This is a genomic window from Streptomyces lacrimifluminis (assembly GCF_014646095.1).
GTDB classification, from domain to species: Bacteria; Actinomycetota; Actinomycetes; order Streptomycetales; family Streptomycetaceae; genus Streptomyces; species Streptomyces lacrimifluminis.
In genome coordinates this window covers 294,340-313,120 of the sequence record NZ_BMMU01000002.1, presented here as the reverse complement: position 1 = coordinate 313,120, position 18,781 = coordinate 294,340, and the positions used below count along the sequence as shown (strand labels likewise).

General features: G+C 72.6%; 1 protein-coding gene. It reads left to right on the top strand.

The features are described 5' to 3' along the window. The first annotated feature begins 17 nt into the window (after nucleotides 1-17). Nucleotides 18-18,746 carry a non-ribosomal peptide synthetase gene (locus IEY89_RS04475; RefSeq protein ID WP_229695050.1) on the top strand — a complete coding sequence of 6,243 codons (18,729 nt, stop codon included), beginning with the start codon at nucleotides 18-20 and terminating at the stop codon, nucleotides 18,744-18,746. Nucleotides 18,747-18,781: the final 35 nt, after the last annotated feature.

The following is an 18,781-nucleotide window of genomic DNA, read 5'->3' as shown; positions in this document are numbered from 1 at the left end:
CCGGTTTCGAAGTACGTGTGCCTGGTGTCGACGACGACGCGGAAGGCGCGCTCTCGGCCTTCTGGCGGCGGCGTCTCGAACCGCTCCCGCAGGAGACCGCTCTCCCGGTCGATTCTCCGTACCCACTGCGCCCCGCCGCCGAACGGCACACCCTTCGCCGCCCGCTGGCCCCGACGGCCGACGAGCCGACCCTCCTGGCCGCGTACGCCGCACTGTTGCACCGCTACAGCGGCGCTCATGACATCACCTTCGGGTACGGCGGTTTGCCGCTCCGGATCACCGTGGACGGCGGCGCCTCCTTCGCGGGCCTCGTACGGAAGGTGACCCGGGCGCGCGAGGACGTGCGCACCCACCGGGTCGAACACGCCACACTGGTCGGCTGGTTGAGCCCGGAACCCACCCGGGGCGGCGGACTGCTGTTCAACACCGCGTTCGGTGACGTGCCCGGTGGCGCGGACCGGCTCGACCTCGCCCTCGAAGTCCGCGCCGACGACCTGTGCGTGACCTACCGCCAGGACCTCTTCGAGGCCGCGACCGCCGAGCGCATCGCCGACCACTACACGACTCTGCTCGCCGACGCCCTCGCCCACCCGCACACCCTCGTGGGCGAGTTGAAGCTGCTGGACACCGAGGAGCGCCACCGTGTCCTGCGCGAGTGGAACGACACCGACCACGACATCCCGTTGCGCACCTGGCCGGAGATGTTCGCCGACCAGGTGCGGCGGCGCCCGGACGACGTCGCGCTGGTCTTCGAGGACACCTCGCTCACCTACGCCGAACTGGACGACCGTGCCGGCCGGTTGGCGTCCGCCCTGATCGCCCGGGGTGCCGGACCCGAGAGCGTGGTCGCCCTCGCGGTGCCCCGCTCGGCGGAACTCATCGTCGCCGAGGTCGCTGTACTGAAGTCCGGTGCCGCCTATCTGCCGGTCGACACCGACTACCCGGCCGACCGCATCTCCTACATGCTCGCCGACGCCGGCCCCGTCTGCCTGGTCACCACCGCCGAGGTGGCCACGGACCTCCCGGCGAACGACGGCACGGCCGTCGTCGTCCTCGACTCACCCGGCATGGTGCGTGAATTGACGGAGCGTCAGCCCGCAGGCGCCGATCCGGGCACGCTGACCGTCGCCAACGCCGCCTACGTCATCTACACCTCCGGCTCCACCGGACGCCCCAAGGGCGTCGTCCTCACCCACGCGGGTGTCGCCAAACTGGTGGCCACCCAGACCGAGCGGTTCGGGATCGGCCCGCACAGCCGGGTGCTCCAGTTCGCCTCGCCCAGCTTCGACGTGGCGTTCTGGGACCTGTGCCTCGGCCTGCTGTCCGGCGGCCGGCTCGTCGTCGTACCGTCCGAACGCCGGGTGCCCGGTCCGGCGCTCGCCGACTACGCCCACGCGCACGGCATCACGTTCATGATCCTGCCGCCCGCGCTGCTCGCGGCCATGCCCGAGGACGTCGAACTCCCGCCCGCCACCCTGCTCGCGGGCACCGAACGCGTCTCGCCCGAGCTGGTCGGCCGGTACGCGCGCGACAGGACGATGTTCAACGCGTACGGCCCGACCGAGGCGACCACCAACTCCACCCTCGGCCTGTGCGACCCCGACATCCCGTCCGGCTCCGTCGTCCCGATCGGCCTCCCGGACCCGGGCACGCGCGCCTACGTCCTCGACGCCCGGCTGAAGCCCGTCCCGGCCGGTGTTCCGGGCGAGCTGTACCTCGGCGGCGCAGGGCTCGCCCGCGGCTACCTCGGGCGTCCCGACCTGACCGCCGAGCGGTTCGTCGCCGACCCGTTCGGCGCCGACCCGTTCGGCGCCCCCGGCGAACGCCTCTACCGCACCGGCGACCTGGTGCGTTGGCAGGCCGACGGCCGGCTGGTGTTCCTGGGCCGAGCCGACTCCCAGGTGAAGATCCGCGGCTTCCGTATCGAGCCGGGCGAGATCGAGTCCGTACTGCGCGGCCACCCGGCCGTGGACCAGGCCGCGGTCGTCGTACGCGAGGACCGGCCCGGGGACCGGCGGCTCGCCGCGTACGTCGTGCCCGCGCTGGACGGCGGGGCCGCCGGCCACGACACCACCGACCAGGTGCGGGAGTGGAAGGACCTGCACGAACTGCTCTACTCCGCCGCCGGATCGGAAGGCGGAACCGACGGTGGCGCGGGCCTTCGCGAGAACTTCGCCGGCTGGAACAGCATGTACGACGGGCTGCCCATCCCCGTCGAGGAGATGCGCGAGTGGCGCGCGGCGACCGTCGCCCGCATCGAGGAACTCGCCCCCCGTCGCGTGCTGGAGATCGGCGTCGGCAGTGGCCTGATCCTCTCCCGCATCGCGCCCGACCGCGCGGAGTACTGGGGCACCGACCTCTCCGAGGAAGCGGTACGCGCCCTGCGCACCCAGGTGGACGCGATACCCGAACTCGCCGACCGGGTCCGGCTGTCCGCCCAACCCGCCCACGACACCACGGGGTTGCCGCAGGGCCACTTCGACACCGTCGTCATCAACTCCGTCGCCCAGTACTTCCCGAGCGCCGACTATCTGACCGACGTCGTCCGGGCGGTCGGTACGCTCCTCGCCCCCGGCGGGCGGCTGTTCATCGGCGATGTGCGCAACGCCCGGCTGCTGCGCTGTCTGAGAGCGGCCGTCGAGAGCCGCCGCACCGACGACGCCGAGGACAAGCAGGCCCTGCGGGCCGCCGTCGAGCGGTCCGTCGCCTGGGAGGGCGAACTCCTCCTGGACCCCGACTACTTCGCGGCCCTCGACGGCTTCGACGCCGAGATCCACGTCAAGCGCGGCGCCCACCACAACGAACTCACCCGGTACCGGTACGACGTGGTGCTCAGCAAGAGCGCCCCGGCGCGGGAGCCTGTCGGTGGTGAAGAGATCGTCTGGAGCGGGCCGGAGGCACTCGAAGCCCGCCTGGCCGAAGGACCCTCGCTGCTCCGGGTCACCGGCGTGCCCAACGCCCGCCTCGCAGAGGACCTGGCCGCGCTGTCCGCCCTGGACGACAGCAGCCGTACGGCGGACGCCCCGGACCCCGAGGTCTTCCACACGCTCGGTGCCCGGTACGGCCACCGGGCCGCCGTCACCTGGAACGGCACCGCCGACGACGGCAGCCTCGACATCGTCTTCGCCCTCGGCGACACACCCCTCACCGGCCTCTACCGCCCGTCGGGCACCGCCCCGCACGCCAACCGCCCGGCACCCTTCCGGGACATCAACGCCCTGATGCGGGCGCTGCGTTCGTACGCGTCCGACCAACTGCCCGAGTACATGGTCCCCGCGGCCGTCGTCCCCCTCGACCGCCTCCCGGTCACCCCCAGCGGCAAACTCGACGCCGCCGCGCTGCCCACCCCCGACTACGGCGCCCTCAGCGCCGGCCGCCCGCCCCGCGACGCCCGCGAGGAACTGCTGTGCGCGGCCTACGCCGACGTCCTCGGCCTGCGCTCGGCGACCATCGACGACGACTTCTTCGCCCTCGGCGGCGACAGCATCACCGCCATCCAGCTCCTCGTCCACGCCCGCCGCGCCGGCCTGCGCCTCAGCTCCCGGGATGTCTTCAAGCACCGCACGGTCGCGGCGCTCGCGGCGGCGGCCGGTGACGTGGTCCGGGAGGACACGGAGCCGGACGCCCCGCTGGTCGTCCTCACCGAGGCCGAACTCGCCGAGATCCAGGACACGTTCCCGGTCGCCATCGACGAGACGCTGCCGCTGAGCCCTCTCCAGGAGGGCTTCTACTTCCACTCCCTCGTCGACGGCACCGACCTCGACGCGTACGTCGTCCAGCAGGCCCTCGAACTGACCGGTCCTGTCGACGGCACAGCCCTGCGCCGGGCCGCCCAGCGAGTCCTGGACCGGCACGCCCCGCTGCGCGCCTGCTTCCGCCGCCGCCCGGACGGCCGGCCCGTACAGGTCATCGCCGCAGGCCTGGAACTGCCGTGGCGGGAAGTCGACCTGACCGTCCACGACGGGCCCGCCCGCACCCCGCTGGCCGACGCGGTCGCCGCCGCCGAACGCGCCCGCCGCTTCGACCTCGCCAACCCGCCCCTCGTGCGCTGCGCGCTGATCCGCCTCGACGAGCACCGCAGCCGCCTGCTCCTGACGTTCCATCACATCGTCGCCGACGGCTGGTCGTTGCCCGTCCTGCACCGCGAGCTGATGGCCTCCTACGGGGACACCCCGGCCGCGCTGCCGCAGCCCGCGCCGTACAGCGCCCACCTGCGCCACCTGGCCACCGCCGACCGCGAGGCCGCGCGCACGGCCTGGCGCACGGCCCTCGCCGGGGTCGAGGAGCCCACCCGGCTCGTCGAGACCCCGGCCGACGGCACGCCCGTCGAGCCCGCGCAGATCCGCCTCGAACTGTCCGAGCAGGTGACCGCACGGCTGGCCGCGCGGGCGCGCGAGCACGGAGTGACCCTCGGCACGGTCGTGCAGGGCGCCTGGGGGCTGCTCATCGGTCGGCTCACGGCACGCCAGGACGTGGTGTTCGGCACGACCGTCTCGGGGCGGGACGCCGAGGTCGAGGGCATCGAGTCCATGATCGGCCTGTTCATCAACACCCTCCCGACGCGCTTCCGTTGGGAACCCTCCGACACCCTCGCCGAGCTCCTCGGCCGCCTCCAGGACGAACAGGCCCAGCTGCTCGACCACCAGCACCTCGGCCTCGCCGAACTCCAGCGCGTCGCGGGCCTCGCGGGCGCGGGTGAACTCTTCGACACCCTTGTCGTGTTCGAGAACTACCCGGCCGCGACCGACCTCGCCGACCCGACCGGCACCCTCCGGCTGACGGGGCACGAGTTCCACGACGCCGTCCACTATCCGCTCGCCCTCATCGTCAAGCCGGGCCGACGTCTCGACCTGCGGCTCAAGCACCATGCCCAGCGACTCGACGCCGAGGCCGTACGCCGGATCGCGGACCGTCTCTCCCGCGTCCTGCACGCGCTGGCCGCCGACCCGGGGCAGTCCGTCGCCGACGTGGACCTGTTGTCGGCCGACGAACTTCTCGCCGCCCACCCGACCGGCGAACACCGTGACATCCCCGGCACGACCCTCGCGGCGGTCTTCGCGGCGCAGGTGGCCCGCAGCCCGCAGGCGACAGCGGTCGTCCACGAGGGTGAGACGCTGACCTATTCCGAACTCGATGCCAGAGCAGGCGAGGTGGCGCGTCGGCTGACAGCCCGGGGCGCGGGCCCCGGCACGGTCGTCGCCGTCGCCGTACCGCGCTCCGCCGAGCTGATGGTCGCGCTGCTCGGCGTACTGAAGTCGGGCGCCGCCTATCTCCCGGTCGACGTCGACTATCCCGCCGACCGGGTGGCCCACATGCTCGCGGACTCCGGTGCCGCCACTGTGGTGACCACCTCGGCGACCGCCCCTCAACTCCCCTCCGGGCACGCCCTTCTGCTGCTCGACACCCCGTCCGAGGAGGCCGGCCCGGAACCGCTCGCCGCCCACCCCGACGACCCGGCGTACCTGATCTACACCTCCGGCTCCACCGGCCGTCCCAAGGGGGTTGTCGTCACCCACCGGGCCATCGTCAACCGGCTGGCGTGGATGCAGGGTGAGTACGGACTGACCGCCGGCGACCGGGTGCTGCAGAAGACCCCGGCCAGCTTCGACGTCAGTGTCTGGGAGTTCTTCTGGGCGCTGTGCGAGGGCGCCGCCGTGGTCCTCGCCCGCCCGGACGGACACCGCGACCCCGCCTACCTCGCCGGGCTGATCCGCGAACAGGGCGTCACCGCACTGCACTTCGTGCCGTCGATGCTGGAGGCGTTCCTCCAGTCCGACGAGATCACCGCCGACCCGACCTGGGCCGCGTCCCTGCGCAACGTCTTCAGCAGCGGCGAGGCGCTGCCCGGCGCCGCCGCCGCCCGCTGGCGCGAGCTGACCGGCGTACCGCTGCACAACCTGTACGGCCCCACCGAGGCGGCCGTCGACGTGACGTACCACCCCTACGACGGGACGCCCGGCACCACCGTGCCCATCGGGCGCCCGGTGTGGAACACGGGTCTGCGCGTCCTGGACTCCTGCCTGCGCCCCGCTCCCGAAGGGGTGCCCGGCGAGCTGTACCTGACGGGCGTTCAGCTGGCGCGCGGCTATCACGCCCGGCCGGAACTGACCGCCGAGCGGTTCGTCGCCGATCCGTACGGGGAGCCCGGCGCGCGCATGTACCGCACCGGTGACCTCGTGCGCCGCCGCGCGGACGGCGTGATCGAGTACCTCGGCCGTACCGACCGGCAGGTGAAGATCCGCGGCAACCGGATCGAACTCGGCGAGATCGAGGCCGCGTTGAGCCGCCAACCGGCGGTCGCCCAGGCCGCCGTCACCGTGAACGGCGGCCGGCTGGTCGCCTACGTCGTGCCGGCCCGCGACGCCGAGGTACCGCCGCCCGCCGAACTCCAGGCCGCGCTCGGCGAGGAACTGCCCGCCGCCGTCATCCCGGCCGCCTATGTCGTCCTCGACGCGCTCCCGCTCACCCCGAGCGGCAAGCTCGACCGGGCCGCGCTGCCCGCCCCGCAGGCGGTACGAGCGCAGACGCGCGCCCCGCGCAACGAGCGGGAACACGCCCTCACCGGCATTTTCGCCGCCGTACTGAAGCTCGAAGACGTCGGTATCGACGACGACTTCTTCATGCTCGGCGGCGACAGCATCACCTCCATCGGCGTCTCCAGCCGCGCCCGCCGGGCGGGCCTGGACCTGGGCCCGCGTGACGTCTTCGAGCACCGCACCCCGGCCGCCCTCGCGGCAGCGGCGGCGCCCGTGGCCGAAGTGGCCGCTCTGCGCTCCTCGTTCGCCCTCACGGCGGAGGAGACGGAGCGCGTCCACCGGCTCAGCCCCGCCCCCGTGGAGGACATCTGGCCGCTGGCGCCCCTCCAGGAAGGCCTGTTCTTCCACTCCACGTACGACGACAGCGCCCTGGACGTCTACACCGTCCACGAGTCCTTCGACCTCGCCGAACCCCTCGACACCGACCGACTCCGCACCGCTGTACGGGTGTTGCTCGCCCGTAACCCCAGCCTGCGCGCCGGGTTCACCAGCGAAGGCCTGCGCCAGCCGGTGCAGTTCATCGTGCGCGACCCCGAGATCCCCCTCGAAGAGGTCGACCTGTCCGGGCTGTCCGCAGTCGAACAGGACGTACGACTGCGGGAGTTGACCGAAGCCGAGCGCTCCCGGCGCTTCGACCTCACCCGGCCGCTGCTCTTCCGCATGCTCCTGGTCCGCCTCGGCGCGGACCGGGGCGACCGGCTGGTCGTCGGGCGTCATCTGCTCCTCTGGGACGGCTGGTCCGCCTGGATCTTCCTCGACCAGCTCTTCGCCCTGTACGAGAACGGCGGCGACGCGAGCACCCTGACCGCCCCCGGCAACTACCGTGACTACCTGACCTGGCTGGAGGTCCAGGACACGGCCGTCGCCACCGGCGCCTGGCGCCGCGCCCTCGCCGGGCTCGACGAGCCCACGCTGCTGGCCGCCGCCGACCAGGGCCTGGAACCGGACATCCCGGAAAGCCTCGACGTCCTCGTCCCCGACGAGGTGGGCGAACGGCTGCGTGCCATCGGACGCCTGCACGGGCTGACCCTCAACACCGTGCTCACCGCGGCCTGGGGACTCACCCTGGCGAGCGCGACCGGCCGTACCGACGTCGTCTTCGGCACGACCGTCGCCGGCCGGCCGAGCGAGGTGCCGGACATCGAGAACGTCATCGGCATGTTCCTCAACACCGTCCCCGCCCGCATCGCCTACGACCCGGCCGAGCCGGTGCTCGGGCTGCTGCGCCGCGTCCAGGACGAGCGGCTCGCCGTGATGCCGTACGAGTACCTGGGCCTGGGCGTGCTGCAGGCCGAGACCGGGCACCGGCGGCTGTTCGACACGCTGTTCGTGCTGCGCAACAACGACACCGAGGAGCGGCTCGCCGAGCTGAGCGACCGGCACGGTGCCACGGCCGTCACCAACGTCGACGCGACCCACTACCCGGTCAACCTCGTCGTCACCCCGGGCCGCTCCATCACGGTCACCCTCACCCACCGCGCCGACGTCGTCGCCCGCCCCCAGGCGCAGGACCTGCTCGACCGCTTCACGCTCCTCCTGGACCGGCTCACCCTCGACCTCGACGCCCCGGTGGGCGGCCTCGACCCGCTGCTCCCGGCCGAGCACACCGAGTTGGAGCACGAGCGGGCCGCCGGACGGGTCCCCGACCCCACGGACACCATCGCCGACCTGCTGGCCGCCCAGGCCGCAGCCACCCCCGACGCCACGGCCGTCGTCTTCGGCGACCGCACCCTCACCTACGCCGAACTCGACACCCGTATCAACCGGATGGCGCGGCTGCTGATCGCGCGGGGCGCCGCCCCCGAGCGGGTCGTCGCGCTCGGTCTGCCCCGCTCCCTCGACATGGTCGTCGCCCTGTTCGCCGTACTGCGCACGGGTGCCGCCTACCTGCCGCTGGAGCTGGACTACCCGGACGACCGGCTCGCCGCGATGCTCGACGACGCCCGGCCGACGATGCTGCTGTCCACGGCCGCCGTGTCGGCACGCCTGACGGGCGAGACGCCCCGCGTGCTGCTCGACGACCCGGCGATCACCGCCGAACTCGACGCGCTGCCCGGCGGCCTGGTCTCCGTCAGCTTCAGCCTCGAACACCCCGCGTACGTCATCTACACCTCCGGCTCCACCGGCCGCCCCAAGGGCGTCGTCACGCCCTACCGGGGTCTGACCAACATGCAGCTCAACCACCAGAAGGAGATCTTCGAACCGGCGATCGCGTCGGCGGGCGGACGCAGACTGCGCATCGCGCACACCGTGTCCTTCGCCTTCGACATGTCGTGGGAGGAGCTGCTGTGGCTGGTCGAGGGACATGAGGTCCACATCTGCGACGAGGAGTTGCGGCGCGACGCCGAGGCCCTGGTCGCCTACTGCGAGCGCCATCGCGTCGACGTCGTCAACGTGACCCCGACCTATGCCCATCTCCTCATCGAGGAAGGGCTGTTGGAGGGCCACCGCCCGCCGCTGGTGCTGCTCGGCGGCGAGGCCGTGTCGGAGACGGTCTGGAACCGGCTGCGCGACACCGAGGGCACCTACGGCTACAACCTGTACGGACCGACCGAGTACACCATCAACACCCTCGGCGGCGGCACCCTCGACAGCGCCACGCCGACCGTCGGCCGCCCGATCCGCGGCACCCGCGCCCACATCCTGGACGCCTGGCTGCGCCCCGTCCCCGAAGGGGTCCCGGGCGAGCTGTACATCGCCGGTATCGGTCTGGCCCGCGGCTATCTGAACCGGCCGTCCCTCACCGCCGAACGGTTCGTCGCCGACCCGTTCGGCGAACCCGGTGAGCGCATGTACCGCACCGGTGACCTGGTCCGCCGCAACCCCGACGGCAACCTCGACTTCCTCGGCCGCACCGACGACCAGGTGAAGATCCGCGGCTACCGCGTCGAGCTGGGCGAGATCGAGACCGCCCTCGCCCAGCACGACCGGGTCGCCCACGCCGCCGTGATCGTCCGCGACGAGCGCCTCGTGGGCTATGTCGTCCCCGCCCAACTCGCGGGGGACGACCGGGACGTGGCCGAGCGCGACCAGGTCGGCGAGTGGCAGGAGATCTACTCCGACGAGTACGAGGAGATCAGCACCGCCGTCTTCACCGAGGAGTACGCCGGCTGGGACTCCTCCTACGACGGACAGCCCATCCCCTTCGACCACATGCGGGAGTGGCGCGAGGCCACCGTGGAGCGCATCCGCTCGCTGAAGCCCCGCAGGATCCTGGAGATCGGTGTCGGCTCGGGCCTGCTCCTGTCCAGGCTGGCCCCGGACGCGGAGGCCTACTGGGCCACCGACTTCGCCGCCCCCGTCATCCGCAAGATCGGCCAGGAGCTGCACCAGGACCCGGAGCTGGCGTCCAGGGTCACGCTCCGCGCGCAGCCCGCAGACGATCTCACCGGTCTGCCCGGCGACGGCTACTTCGACACGATCGTCATCAACTCCGTCATCCAGTACTTCCCCAGCGTCGACTACCTGACCTCGGTGATCCGGGGCGCGATGAAGCTGCTGGCCCCCGGCGGCGCGCTGTTCGTCGGCGACGTCCGCAACCTGCGGCTCGCCCGCGCCTTCCAGACCGAGATCCAGGAGGCGAAGGGCGTCACCGGCGACGCCCTGGGCCGGGCCGTCGAACGCGGCCTGCGTCTGGAGAAGGAACTCCTCGTCGACCCCGACTACTTCACCACCCTCGGCTACGGCGTCGACCTGCGCACCAAGCAGGCCCGCCACCACAACGAACTCACCCGCTACCGCTACGACGCCGTCCTGTACGCCGACGAGCCCGGCCTGCGGTTGACGGACGCGCCGAATGTTCCCTTCGACGCCGGTCGGTTCGGCGCCGAGGGCGGCGACCTGGCGGAGCTGCTGACCGGGGTGCCCCTGCGCCTCACCGGCATCCCCGACGCCCGTATCGGTACCGCCGGGGGAGTCGACCCGGAGACCCTGCGCGACCTCGCCGCCGAACTCGGCCACCGTGTCCTGACCACCTGGTCCGGCCAACCGGGCACGTACGACGCCGTGTTCGTCCCCGACGAGGTGCCCGCACTCACCGCCGGGCTCTATCTCCCCGGCGGCGGAGCGGCACCGTACGCCAACTCCCCGACGGCCGCCCGCGACGCCAACAGCCTGATCCGGCAGCTCCGCGACGACCTCAAGCAGCGGCTGCCCGACTACATGGTCCCGGCCGCGTTCGTCACCCTCGACCGGCTGCCGATGAACGACAACGGCAAGCTGGATGTCCGCGCCCTGCCCGATGCCGAACCGGCCGTGGCGCTCGGCACCGGCCGCGGTCCGCGCACCCCGCAGGAAGAGGTGCTCTGCCGGCTCTTCGCCGAGGTGCTCGGCCTGTCCGAAGTCGGCGCCGAGGACGGCTTCTTCGACCTGGGCGGCCACTCCCTGCTCGCCACCCGCCTGATCAGCCGGGCCCGCACCGAACTGGGCGCCGAACTGGCCATCCGGGACCTCTTCGAAGCACCCACGCCCGAGCAACTCGCGGCCCGCGCCGACACCTCACGCCCCGCCCGACCGGCCGTCGCCCCCGCCGTCCGGCCCGAGCGCATCCCGCTCTCGGCCGCCCAGCGCCGCCTGTGGCTGGTCGAACAGATCACCGGCAGCGGCGTCGCCTACAACTTCCCGCTGGTCTTCCGTCTCCGCGGTGACCTGGACCTCGACGCACTCCGGTCGGCCGTACGGGACGTGGCGGGACGCCATGAGGCGCTCCGCACGAGGTTCCCCGAGCAGGACGGGGAGCCGTACCAGCTGATCGTCCCGGCGGCCGAGGCCGAACCCGAGTTCACGGTGACGGACTGCGGGGAGGGGGAGCTGACCGACATCATCGAGTCGGCGCAGCGCCGGCCCTTCGACCTCACCAGCGAACTCCCGCTGCGCTGCGAGGTGTTGCGGCTCGGCCCGGCCGACCATGTCGTGGCCGTCGTCCTCCACCACATCACCACCGACGAGTGGTCCGACCGCCCGTTCCTGGCCGACCTCACCACCGCCTACCGGACCCGGCGCGCCGGCCGCACTCCCGAGTGGGCACCGCTGCCGGTCCAGTACGCCGACTACACCCTCTGGCAGGACGAATTGCTCGACCAGGTCGGCGCCGACCAACTCGCCCACTGGACCGGGACCTTGCGGGACCTCCCCGAGGAACTGCGGCTGCCCCTGGACCGGCCCCGCCCGGTCGAGCCCACCGGCCGGGGCGGCAAGGTGAGGGTGGAGCTGCCGACCGACATCGGCCGCGCCCTGCGTGACCTGTCCGGCACCACCAACACCAGCATGTTCATGCTGTTCCAGGCCGCCACGGCCGCGCTGCTGCACCGCCTCGGTGCCGGGAACGACATCCCCCTCGGCGCCCCCATCGCGGGTCGCACGGACGACGCGCTCGACGACCTCGTCGGCTTCTTCGTCAACACGCTCGTGCTGCGAACCGACCTGTCGGGCGAAGAGCTGACATTCCGTCAGCTGGTCGCGCGGGTACGGGAATCGTCCCTGGCCGCGTTCGAGCACCAGGACCTGCCCTTCGACCGGGTCGTCGAGGCCGTCAACCCGGCCCGCCTGCCCGGCCGCAACCCGCTCTTCCAGGTCATGCTGGGCTACCACTACCGACCCGACGGCGACCCCGACGTACTCGGCATGCCGACCGAGTGGTTCGACATGGACACCGGTATGGCCAAGTTCGACCTCCACTTCACCTTCGTGGACGAGTCGGACCGTCTGACCCTGCTCCTGGAGTACGCGACCGACCTCTGCGACGAACCGACGGCCACCAGGACGGCGGGGCGTCTGGTGCGGCTGCTGGCGCAGGTGGCGGGCGAACCCGATGTGCTGGTGCGGGACCTGGAGGTGCTGGAGGAGAACGAACGGCAGGTCGTTCTGGGTCACTGGAACGACACCGCCCAGGAGGTTCCGTCCACGAGCCTGCCCGAGCTGTTCCGGGCTCAGGTGGCCCGTACGCCGGACGCCTTGGCGCTGGTGTCCGGCGAACAGCACCTGACGTACACGGAGTTGGACGAGCGCGTCGAGCGGACGGCCCGGGTGCTGGCCGGCATGGGCGTGGGCCCTGAGCGGACGGTCGCCGTCGCGCTGCCCCGCTCCGTGGACCTGGTGGTGGCGCTGCTGGCGGTGCACCGGGCGGGCGGGGCGTATCTGCCGCTGGACGCAGACTATCCGGAGGAGCGGCTGGCGTTCATGCTGGCCGATGCCCAGCCGGTGGCGGTGATCCGGGAGGCTCTTCCGGCGGGGGCGGAGGGTGAACTCCCGGACTCCTACGATCCGTCGAGTCCCGCGTACGTCATCTACACCTCCGGTTCGACCGGGCGCCCCAAGGGTGTTGTCGTGCCGCACGAGGGCATCGTCAACCGTCTGCTGTGGATGCAGGGGGAGTACGGGCTGACCGCCGACGACCGTGTCCTGCAGAAGACGCCGTCCAGTTTCGACGTGTCGGTCTGGGAGTTCTTCTGGCCCCTCAGCACCGGCGCGACCCTCGTGGTCGCCAGGCCCGAGGGGCACAAGGACCCCGTCTACCTGGCCGGGCTGATCCAGCAGCAGGCCATCACGACCGTGCACTTCGTACCGTCGATGCTCCAGCTGTTCCTGGAGGAACCCTCGGCGGCGGGCTGCCTCGGCCTGCGGCGGGTGATGTGCAGCGGGGAGGCCTTGCCCGACGAGCTGGCCCAGCGGTTCCGTGCCGTACTGCCGGCCGAACTGCACAACCTCTACGGGCCGACCGAGGCGTCGGTCGACGTCACCGCCGGTCAGGTGACGGAGGTGACCGACCGGGTGTCGATCGGCCGCCCGGTGTGGAACACGCGTGCGTACGTCCTGGATGCTGGCCTGCGACCGGTGCCTCCGGGTGTGGCGGGGGAGCTGTATCTGGCCGGTGTGCAGCTGGCGCGCGGCTATCTGGGCCGCCCGGGGCTGACCGCTGAGCGGTTCACAGCCGATCCCTTTGGTGAACCCGGTTCACGCATGTACCGCACGGGTGACCTGGCACGCTGGACAACAGGGGGAACACTCGAATACCTGGGCCGGACCGACGACCAGGTCAAGATCCGCGGCTTCCGTGTCGAGCTGGGCGAGATCGAGGCCGTCCTCACCCGGCACGACACCGTCGCCCACGTGAGTGTCGTCGCGCGTGACCAGCGACTCGTCGCCTACGTCGTCCCCGCGGGCCCCGCCGCCGTCGACGGCGCCGCACTCCGCCGGCACACCGCCGCCGTGCTCCCCGAGCACATGGTCCCCGCGGCCTTCGTCGTCCTTGACGCGCTGCCGCTCACACCCAACGGCAAGCTCGACCGCAAGGCCCTGCCCGCCCCCGACTTCACGGCGGCAGCGGCCGGCACGAGCGAAGGCCTGCCGCGCACCCCGCGCGAGGAGATCCTCTGCGGCCTGTTCGCCGACGTCCTAGGCCTCGAACGCGTCGGTATCCACGACGACTTCTTCACCCTCGGCGGACACTCCCTGGTCGCGATGCGACTGGCCGCCCGCATCCGGGCCGCGCTCGCCGCCGAGGTCTCCCTGCGCACGGTGTTCGAGGCGCCCACGGTCGCCCGGCTCGCCGAGCGCCTCCGGGAAGGCGGCGAGGAGACCGGCGCCGGCCTGCCCGTTCTCGCCCCGGTCGAGCGGCCGGAGCGGCTGCCGCTCTCCTTCGCCCAGCAACGCCTGTGGGTGCTGTACCGGGTGGAGGGGCCCAGCCCCACGTACAACATCCCGCTGGTCTGGCGGCTCACCGGACGGCTCGACGCCGACGCGCTGCAACTGGCCGTCGACGACCTGGTGGCCCGGCACGAACCGCTGCGCACTGTCTTCCCCGAGGAGGACGGCCGGGCGTACCAGCTGATCCTGGAGCCCGGCCGGGCCGGGACCGAGGTGCGGACCGCCGCTGTCGCGAGCGAGGAGGACCTTGCCGAACGCCTCGCGGAGGCCGCCGGTCACGGCTTCGAGCTGGACCGGGAGGCGCCGCTGCGCGCGCACCTCTTCCGCACCGCCGAGGACGAGCACGTACTGCTGCTCCTGCTCCACCACATCGCGGGTGACGAGTGGTCCGACGCGCCGCTCACCCGAGACCTGGCCGCCGCCTACGAGGCGCGCGCGGCGGGCCGGGCGCCGGAGCGGGCTCCGCTGCCGGTCCAGTACGCCGACTACAGCCTGTGGCAGCGGGCGGTGCTCGGTGACGAGAAAAACCCGGAGAGCCTTGCCTTCCGCCAACTCGCCTTCTGGAAGCGGACCCTGGACGGGCTGCCCGAGGAGCTCGCGCTGCCCACCGACCGGCCGCGCCCGCTGGAGGCCAGTTACCGCGGGGGGATGGCGGACCTCGCCCTGGACGCCGAACTGACAGCCGGGCTGCGGGAGTTGGCCCGGACGAGCAACGTCAGTATGTTCATGATCGTCCAGGCGGCGGTGGCCGCACTGCTGACCCGGCTCGGCGCCGGTACCGACATCCCGCTCGGCAGCCCCATCGCCGGCCGCACCGAAGAGGCGCTGGAGGATCTGGTCGGGTTCTTCCTCAACACCCTGGTGCTGCGCACCGACACCTCCGGCGACCCCGCGTTCCGCGAACTGCTCGCCCGGGTGCGCGAGACCGACCTGGCCGCCTTCGACCACCAGGACGTGCCGTTCGAGCGCGTGGTGGACGTCCTCAACCCCGCCCGTTCGCTGTCCCGGCATCCGCTCTTCCAGGTCATGGTCGTGTACCTGGCCGCGGGCGTCGACGGAGCCGGCTTCGCGGGGCTGGAGTCGCGGCGGGAGGAACTCGGCGCCACCACCGCCAAGTTCGACCTCTCCTTCGACTTCGTCGAACGTGCCGACGGAGCGGGCGTCGACGGTGTGCTGGAGTACAGCGCCGACCTCTTCGACCCGGCGACCGCCGAGGCGATCGCCGCGCGCCTGGTCCGCTTCCTGCGGGCGGTGGTCGTCGCCCCCGACGCCCCGATCGGCCGGATCGACATCCTCGGCACCGCCGAACGCCACCGGATCCTGACCGAGTGGAACGCCCGGCCGCTGCTCACCGAGCCGACCACCGTGCCGGCCCTCTTCGAGCGCCAGGCCGCGCTGTCCCCGGACGCTCCCGCCGTGGCCTCCGACGGTATCGAGATGACGTACGCGCGGCTCAACGCCGAGGCCAACCGGCTCGCCCGGCTGCTCGTCGCGCGGGGCGCCGGACCGGAGCGGCTCGTGGCGCTCGCCCTGCCCCGAACCGCCCGCACACTGCTGGCCGTCCTCGCCGTGCAGAAGGCAGGCGCCGCCTATCTGCCCCTCGACCCGGACGCACCCGCCGGTCACCTCCGCGACACGCTCGACGACGCCCGCCCGGTAATGACGCTCACCACGCGGAACATCGCGGAGCTGCTGCCCGCGGACGGCCCGCCGATGCTGGAGCTGGACGCCCCGGCGACCGCCGAACAGCTCGCCGCCCAGGACGCGGCCGACCTCCTCGACGACGACCGCCTCGCCCCCCTCACCCCACGCCACCCGGCATACGTCATCTACACCTCCGGTTCCACCGGCCGCCCCAAGGGCGTGGTCATCACGCACGAGACCGTCGGCAATCTCTTCCACAGCCACCGCGAGACGCTGTACGCACCGGCGAAGGCCACCACCGGCCGCCGTCATCTACGGGCCGGGCACGCCTGGGCGTTCTCCTTCGACGCCTCCTGGCAGCCGCAGTTGTGGCTGCTGGACGGGCACTGCGTGCACGTCGTGTCGGACGAGACCCGGCGAGACCCGGAGCTGCTCGCGGCGGCCGTCGTCGAGCACGGCTTCGACTTCCTGGAGGTCACGCCGTCGTTCTTCGCGCAGATGGCCGAGACGGGCCTCGTCCGGGACGACGGGAGCTGTCCCCTCGCCGTGGTCGGCGTCGGCGGCGAGGCCGTACCGGTGGCCCTGTGGGAGCGGCTCGGGCGGCTCAGCGGCACCGAGGCGTTCAACCTGTACGGACCCACCGAGTCCACCGTCGACGCCCTGGTGGCACGGGTGCGCGACAGCGACCGGCCGCTCGTCGGCCGCCCGGTGGCGGGCACCCGGGCGTATGTCCTCGACGACAGGCTGCAGCCCGTACCCCCCGGCGTGACCGGCGAGCTGTACCTGGCCGGCGGCGGCCTGGCCCGTGGCTATCTGGGCCGCCCCGCGCTGACCGCCGAGCGGTTCGTCGCCGATCCGTTCGGCGCGCCGGGTTCCCGGCTCTACCGGACCGGTGACCTGGCCCGGTGGACCGCCGACGGCTACCTGGACTACCTCGGCCGCTCCGACGACCAGGTCAAGATCCGCGGGTTCCGTATCGAACCAGGCGAGATCGAGTCCGTGCTCGCGGCCGAACCGGACGTCGCCCAGGTGGTGGTGACGGTGCGTCAGGACGGTGCGCGGAAGCTGCTGGTGGCGTACGTGGTCCCCGTGCCGGGCCAATTGCCCGACCCGGGACGGCTGCGCGGCCAGGTCGGCCGGCAACTGCCCGACCACATGGTGCCGGCGGCCGTCGTCCTCCTGGACCGGTTGCCCGAACTCGCCAACGGCAAGCTGGACCGATCCGCCCTGCCCGCCCCGGACTTCTCCGCCCTCTCCACGGGCCGGGCCCCCGGCTCCGCGCTGGAAGAGGCCCTGTGCGGTGTCTTCGCCGACGTGCTCGGTCTGGGCGAGATCGGCGTCGACGACGACTTCTTCGCGCTCGGCGGCGACAGCATCATGGCGATGCAACTGGTCAGCAGGGCACGGGCGGTGGGCGTGCGGATCACTCCGCGGCTCGTGCTGCGCCACCGTACGGTGGCCGGGCTCGCCGAAGTGGCGACCACCACCGGTTCCGCCGCCGCCCGTCCCACGGACGAGGGGACCGGCAGCGTGCCGCTCACGCCGGTCATGCACTGGCTGCGCGAACTGGGCGGCCCGTTCAAGAGCTACCACCAGTCGGCCCTGGTCCAGACGCCCGCCGCCCTGGACCGGCCGAAGCTCGCCGCCGTGCTCCTGGCGCTCGCCGAGCGGCATGCCATGCTGCGCAGCACCCTCGTCCGTACGGAGACCGGTCACTGGACCCTTGAGGTGCCGGCGGCCGGAGCGGTGGACACCGAGGCGTGGATCGAGCGTGTCGACGTCGCCGGACTGGACGCGCGGGAGCTCCGGGTGGTCGTCGCGGACCGTGCCCACGCCGCCCGCGCGGCACTGGACCCGGACACGGGTGCCATGGTGCGGGCCGTCTGGTTCGACGCGGGCGCGGAACCCGGAAGGCTCCTTCTGATGGGCCACCACCTCGTCACCGACGGCGTGTCCTGGCGGGTCCTGCTGCCCGACCTGGCCGCCGCCTGGACCGACGTCGAGGCCGGGCGCCCCGTGAACCTCGCACCCGTCGACACCTCCTTCCGCACCTGGTCCCGCAAGCTCGAAGAGCTGGCCCAGGACCCGGCACGCGAGGCCGAACTGCCCTTCTGGACCGGCGTACTCGAAGGAGCCGCACCCCTCCCGCTCGACAGGCCGCTCGACCCGGCCCGCGACACGGCCGGCACGGTACGGAACCTGGAACTGCGACTGCCCGCCCGGATCACCGGCCCGCTGCTGTCCGCCGTACCGTCCGCCTTCACCGCGAACGTCAACGACGTGCTGCTCACCGGCCTCGGCCTCGCCGTCGCCGACTGGCGGCGGCGCCACGGGGACGGCGAGGGCGGTCCGGCCCTGGTCGACCTCGAAAGCCACGGCCGCGACGAGGAGTTGGCGGGAGACGCCGATCTGTCCCGTACGGTCGGCTGGTTCACCAGCGTCTTCCCGGTCCTGCTCGATCCCGGTCCCGTCGACCTGGACGCGGCCCTCGCGGGCGGGCCGGAGATCGAGGAGGCGCTCGCCCGGGTGCGCGCCCATCTCGGCTCGCTGCCCGCGAACGGCGCCGGCTACGGCATGCTCCGCCATCTCAACCCCCGTACGGCGCCCGTCCTGGCGGGCTTCGCGGCACCGCCGATCGAGTTCAACTACCTCGGCCGCTTCGGCATCCCCGAGGCGACGGACTGGTCGTACGCTCCGGAGGAGGACGTCTCGGACATCGGCGCCGAGCCGGAGATGCGGGAGGGCCACGCCCTCGGCATCAACGTCGTCACCGAGGACCGCGCCGACGGCCCGGTCCTGGCCGCCCACTGGTCCTGGCCCGCCGCCGTCCTGTCCGAGGAAGCGGTCCGGGACCTGGCGGAGACCTGGTTCCGGGCACTCAGGGCCCTGGTCGCCCGCGCCGAGACCCCTGGCCGAGACTGACCAGCACCGACCCCACCCATCCACCCCAACCGAGG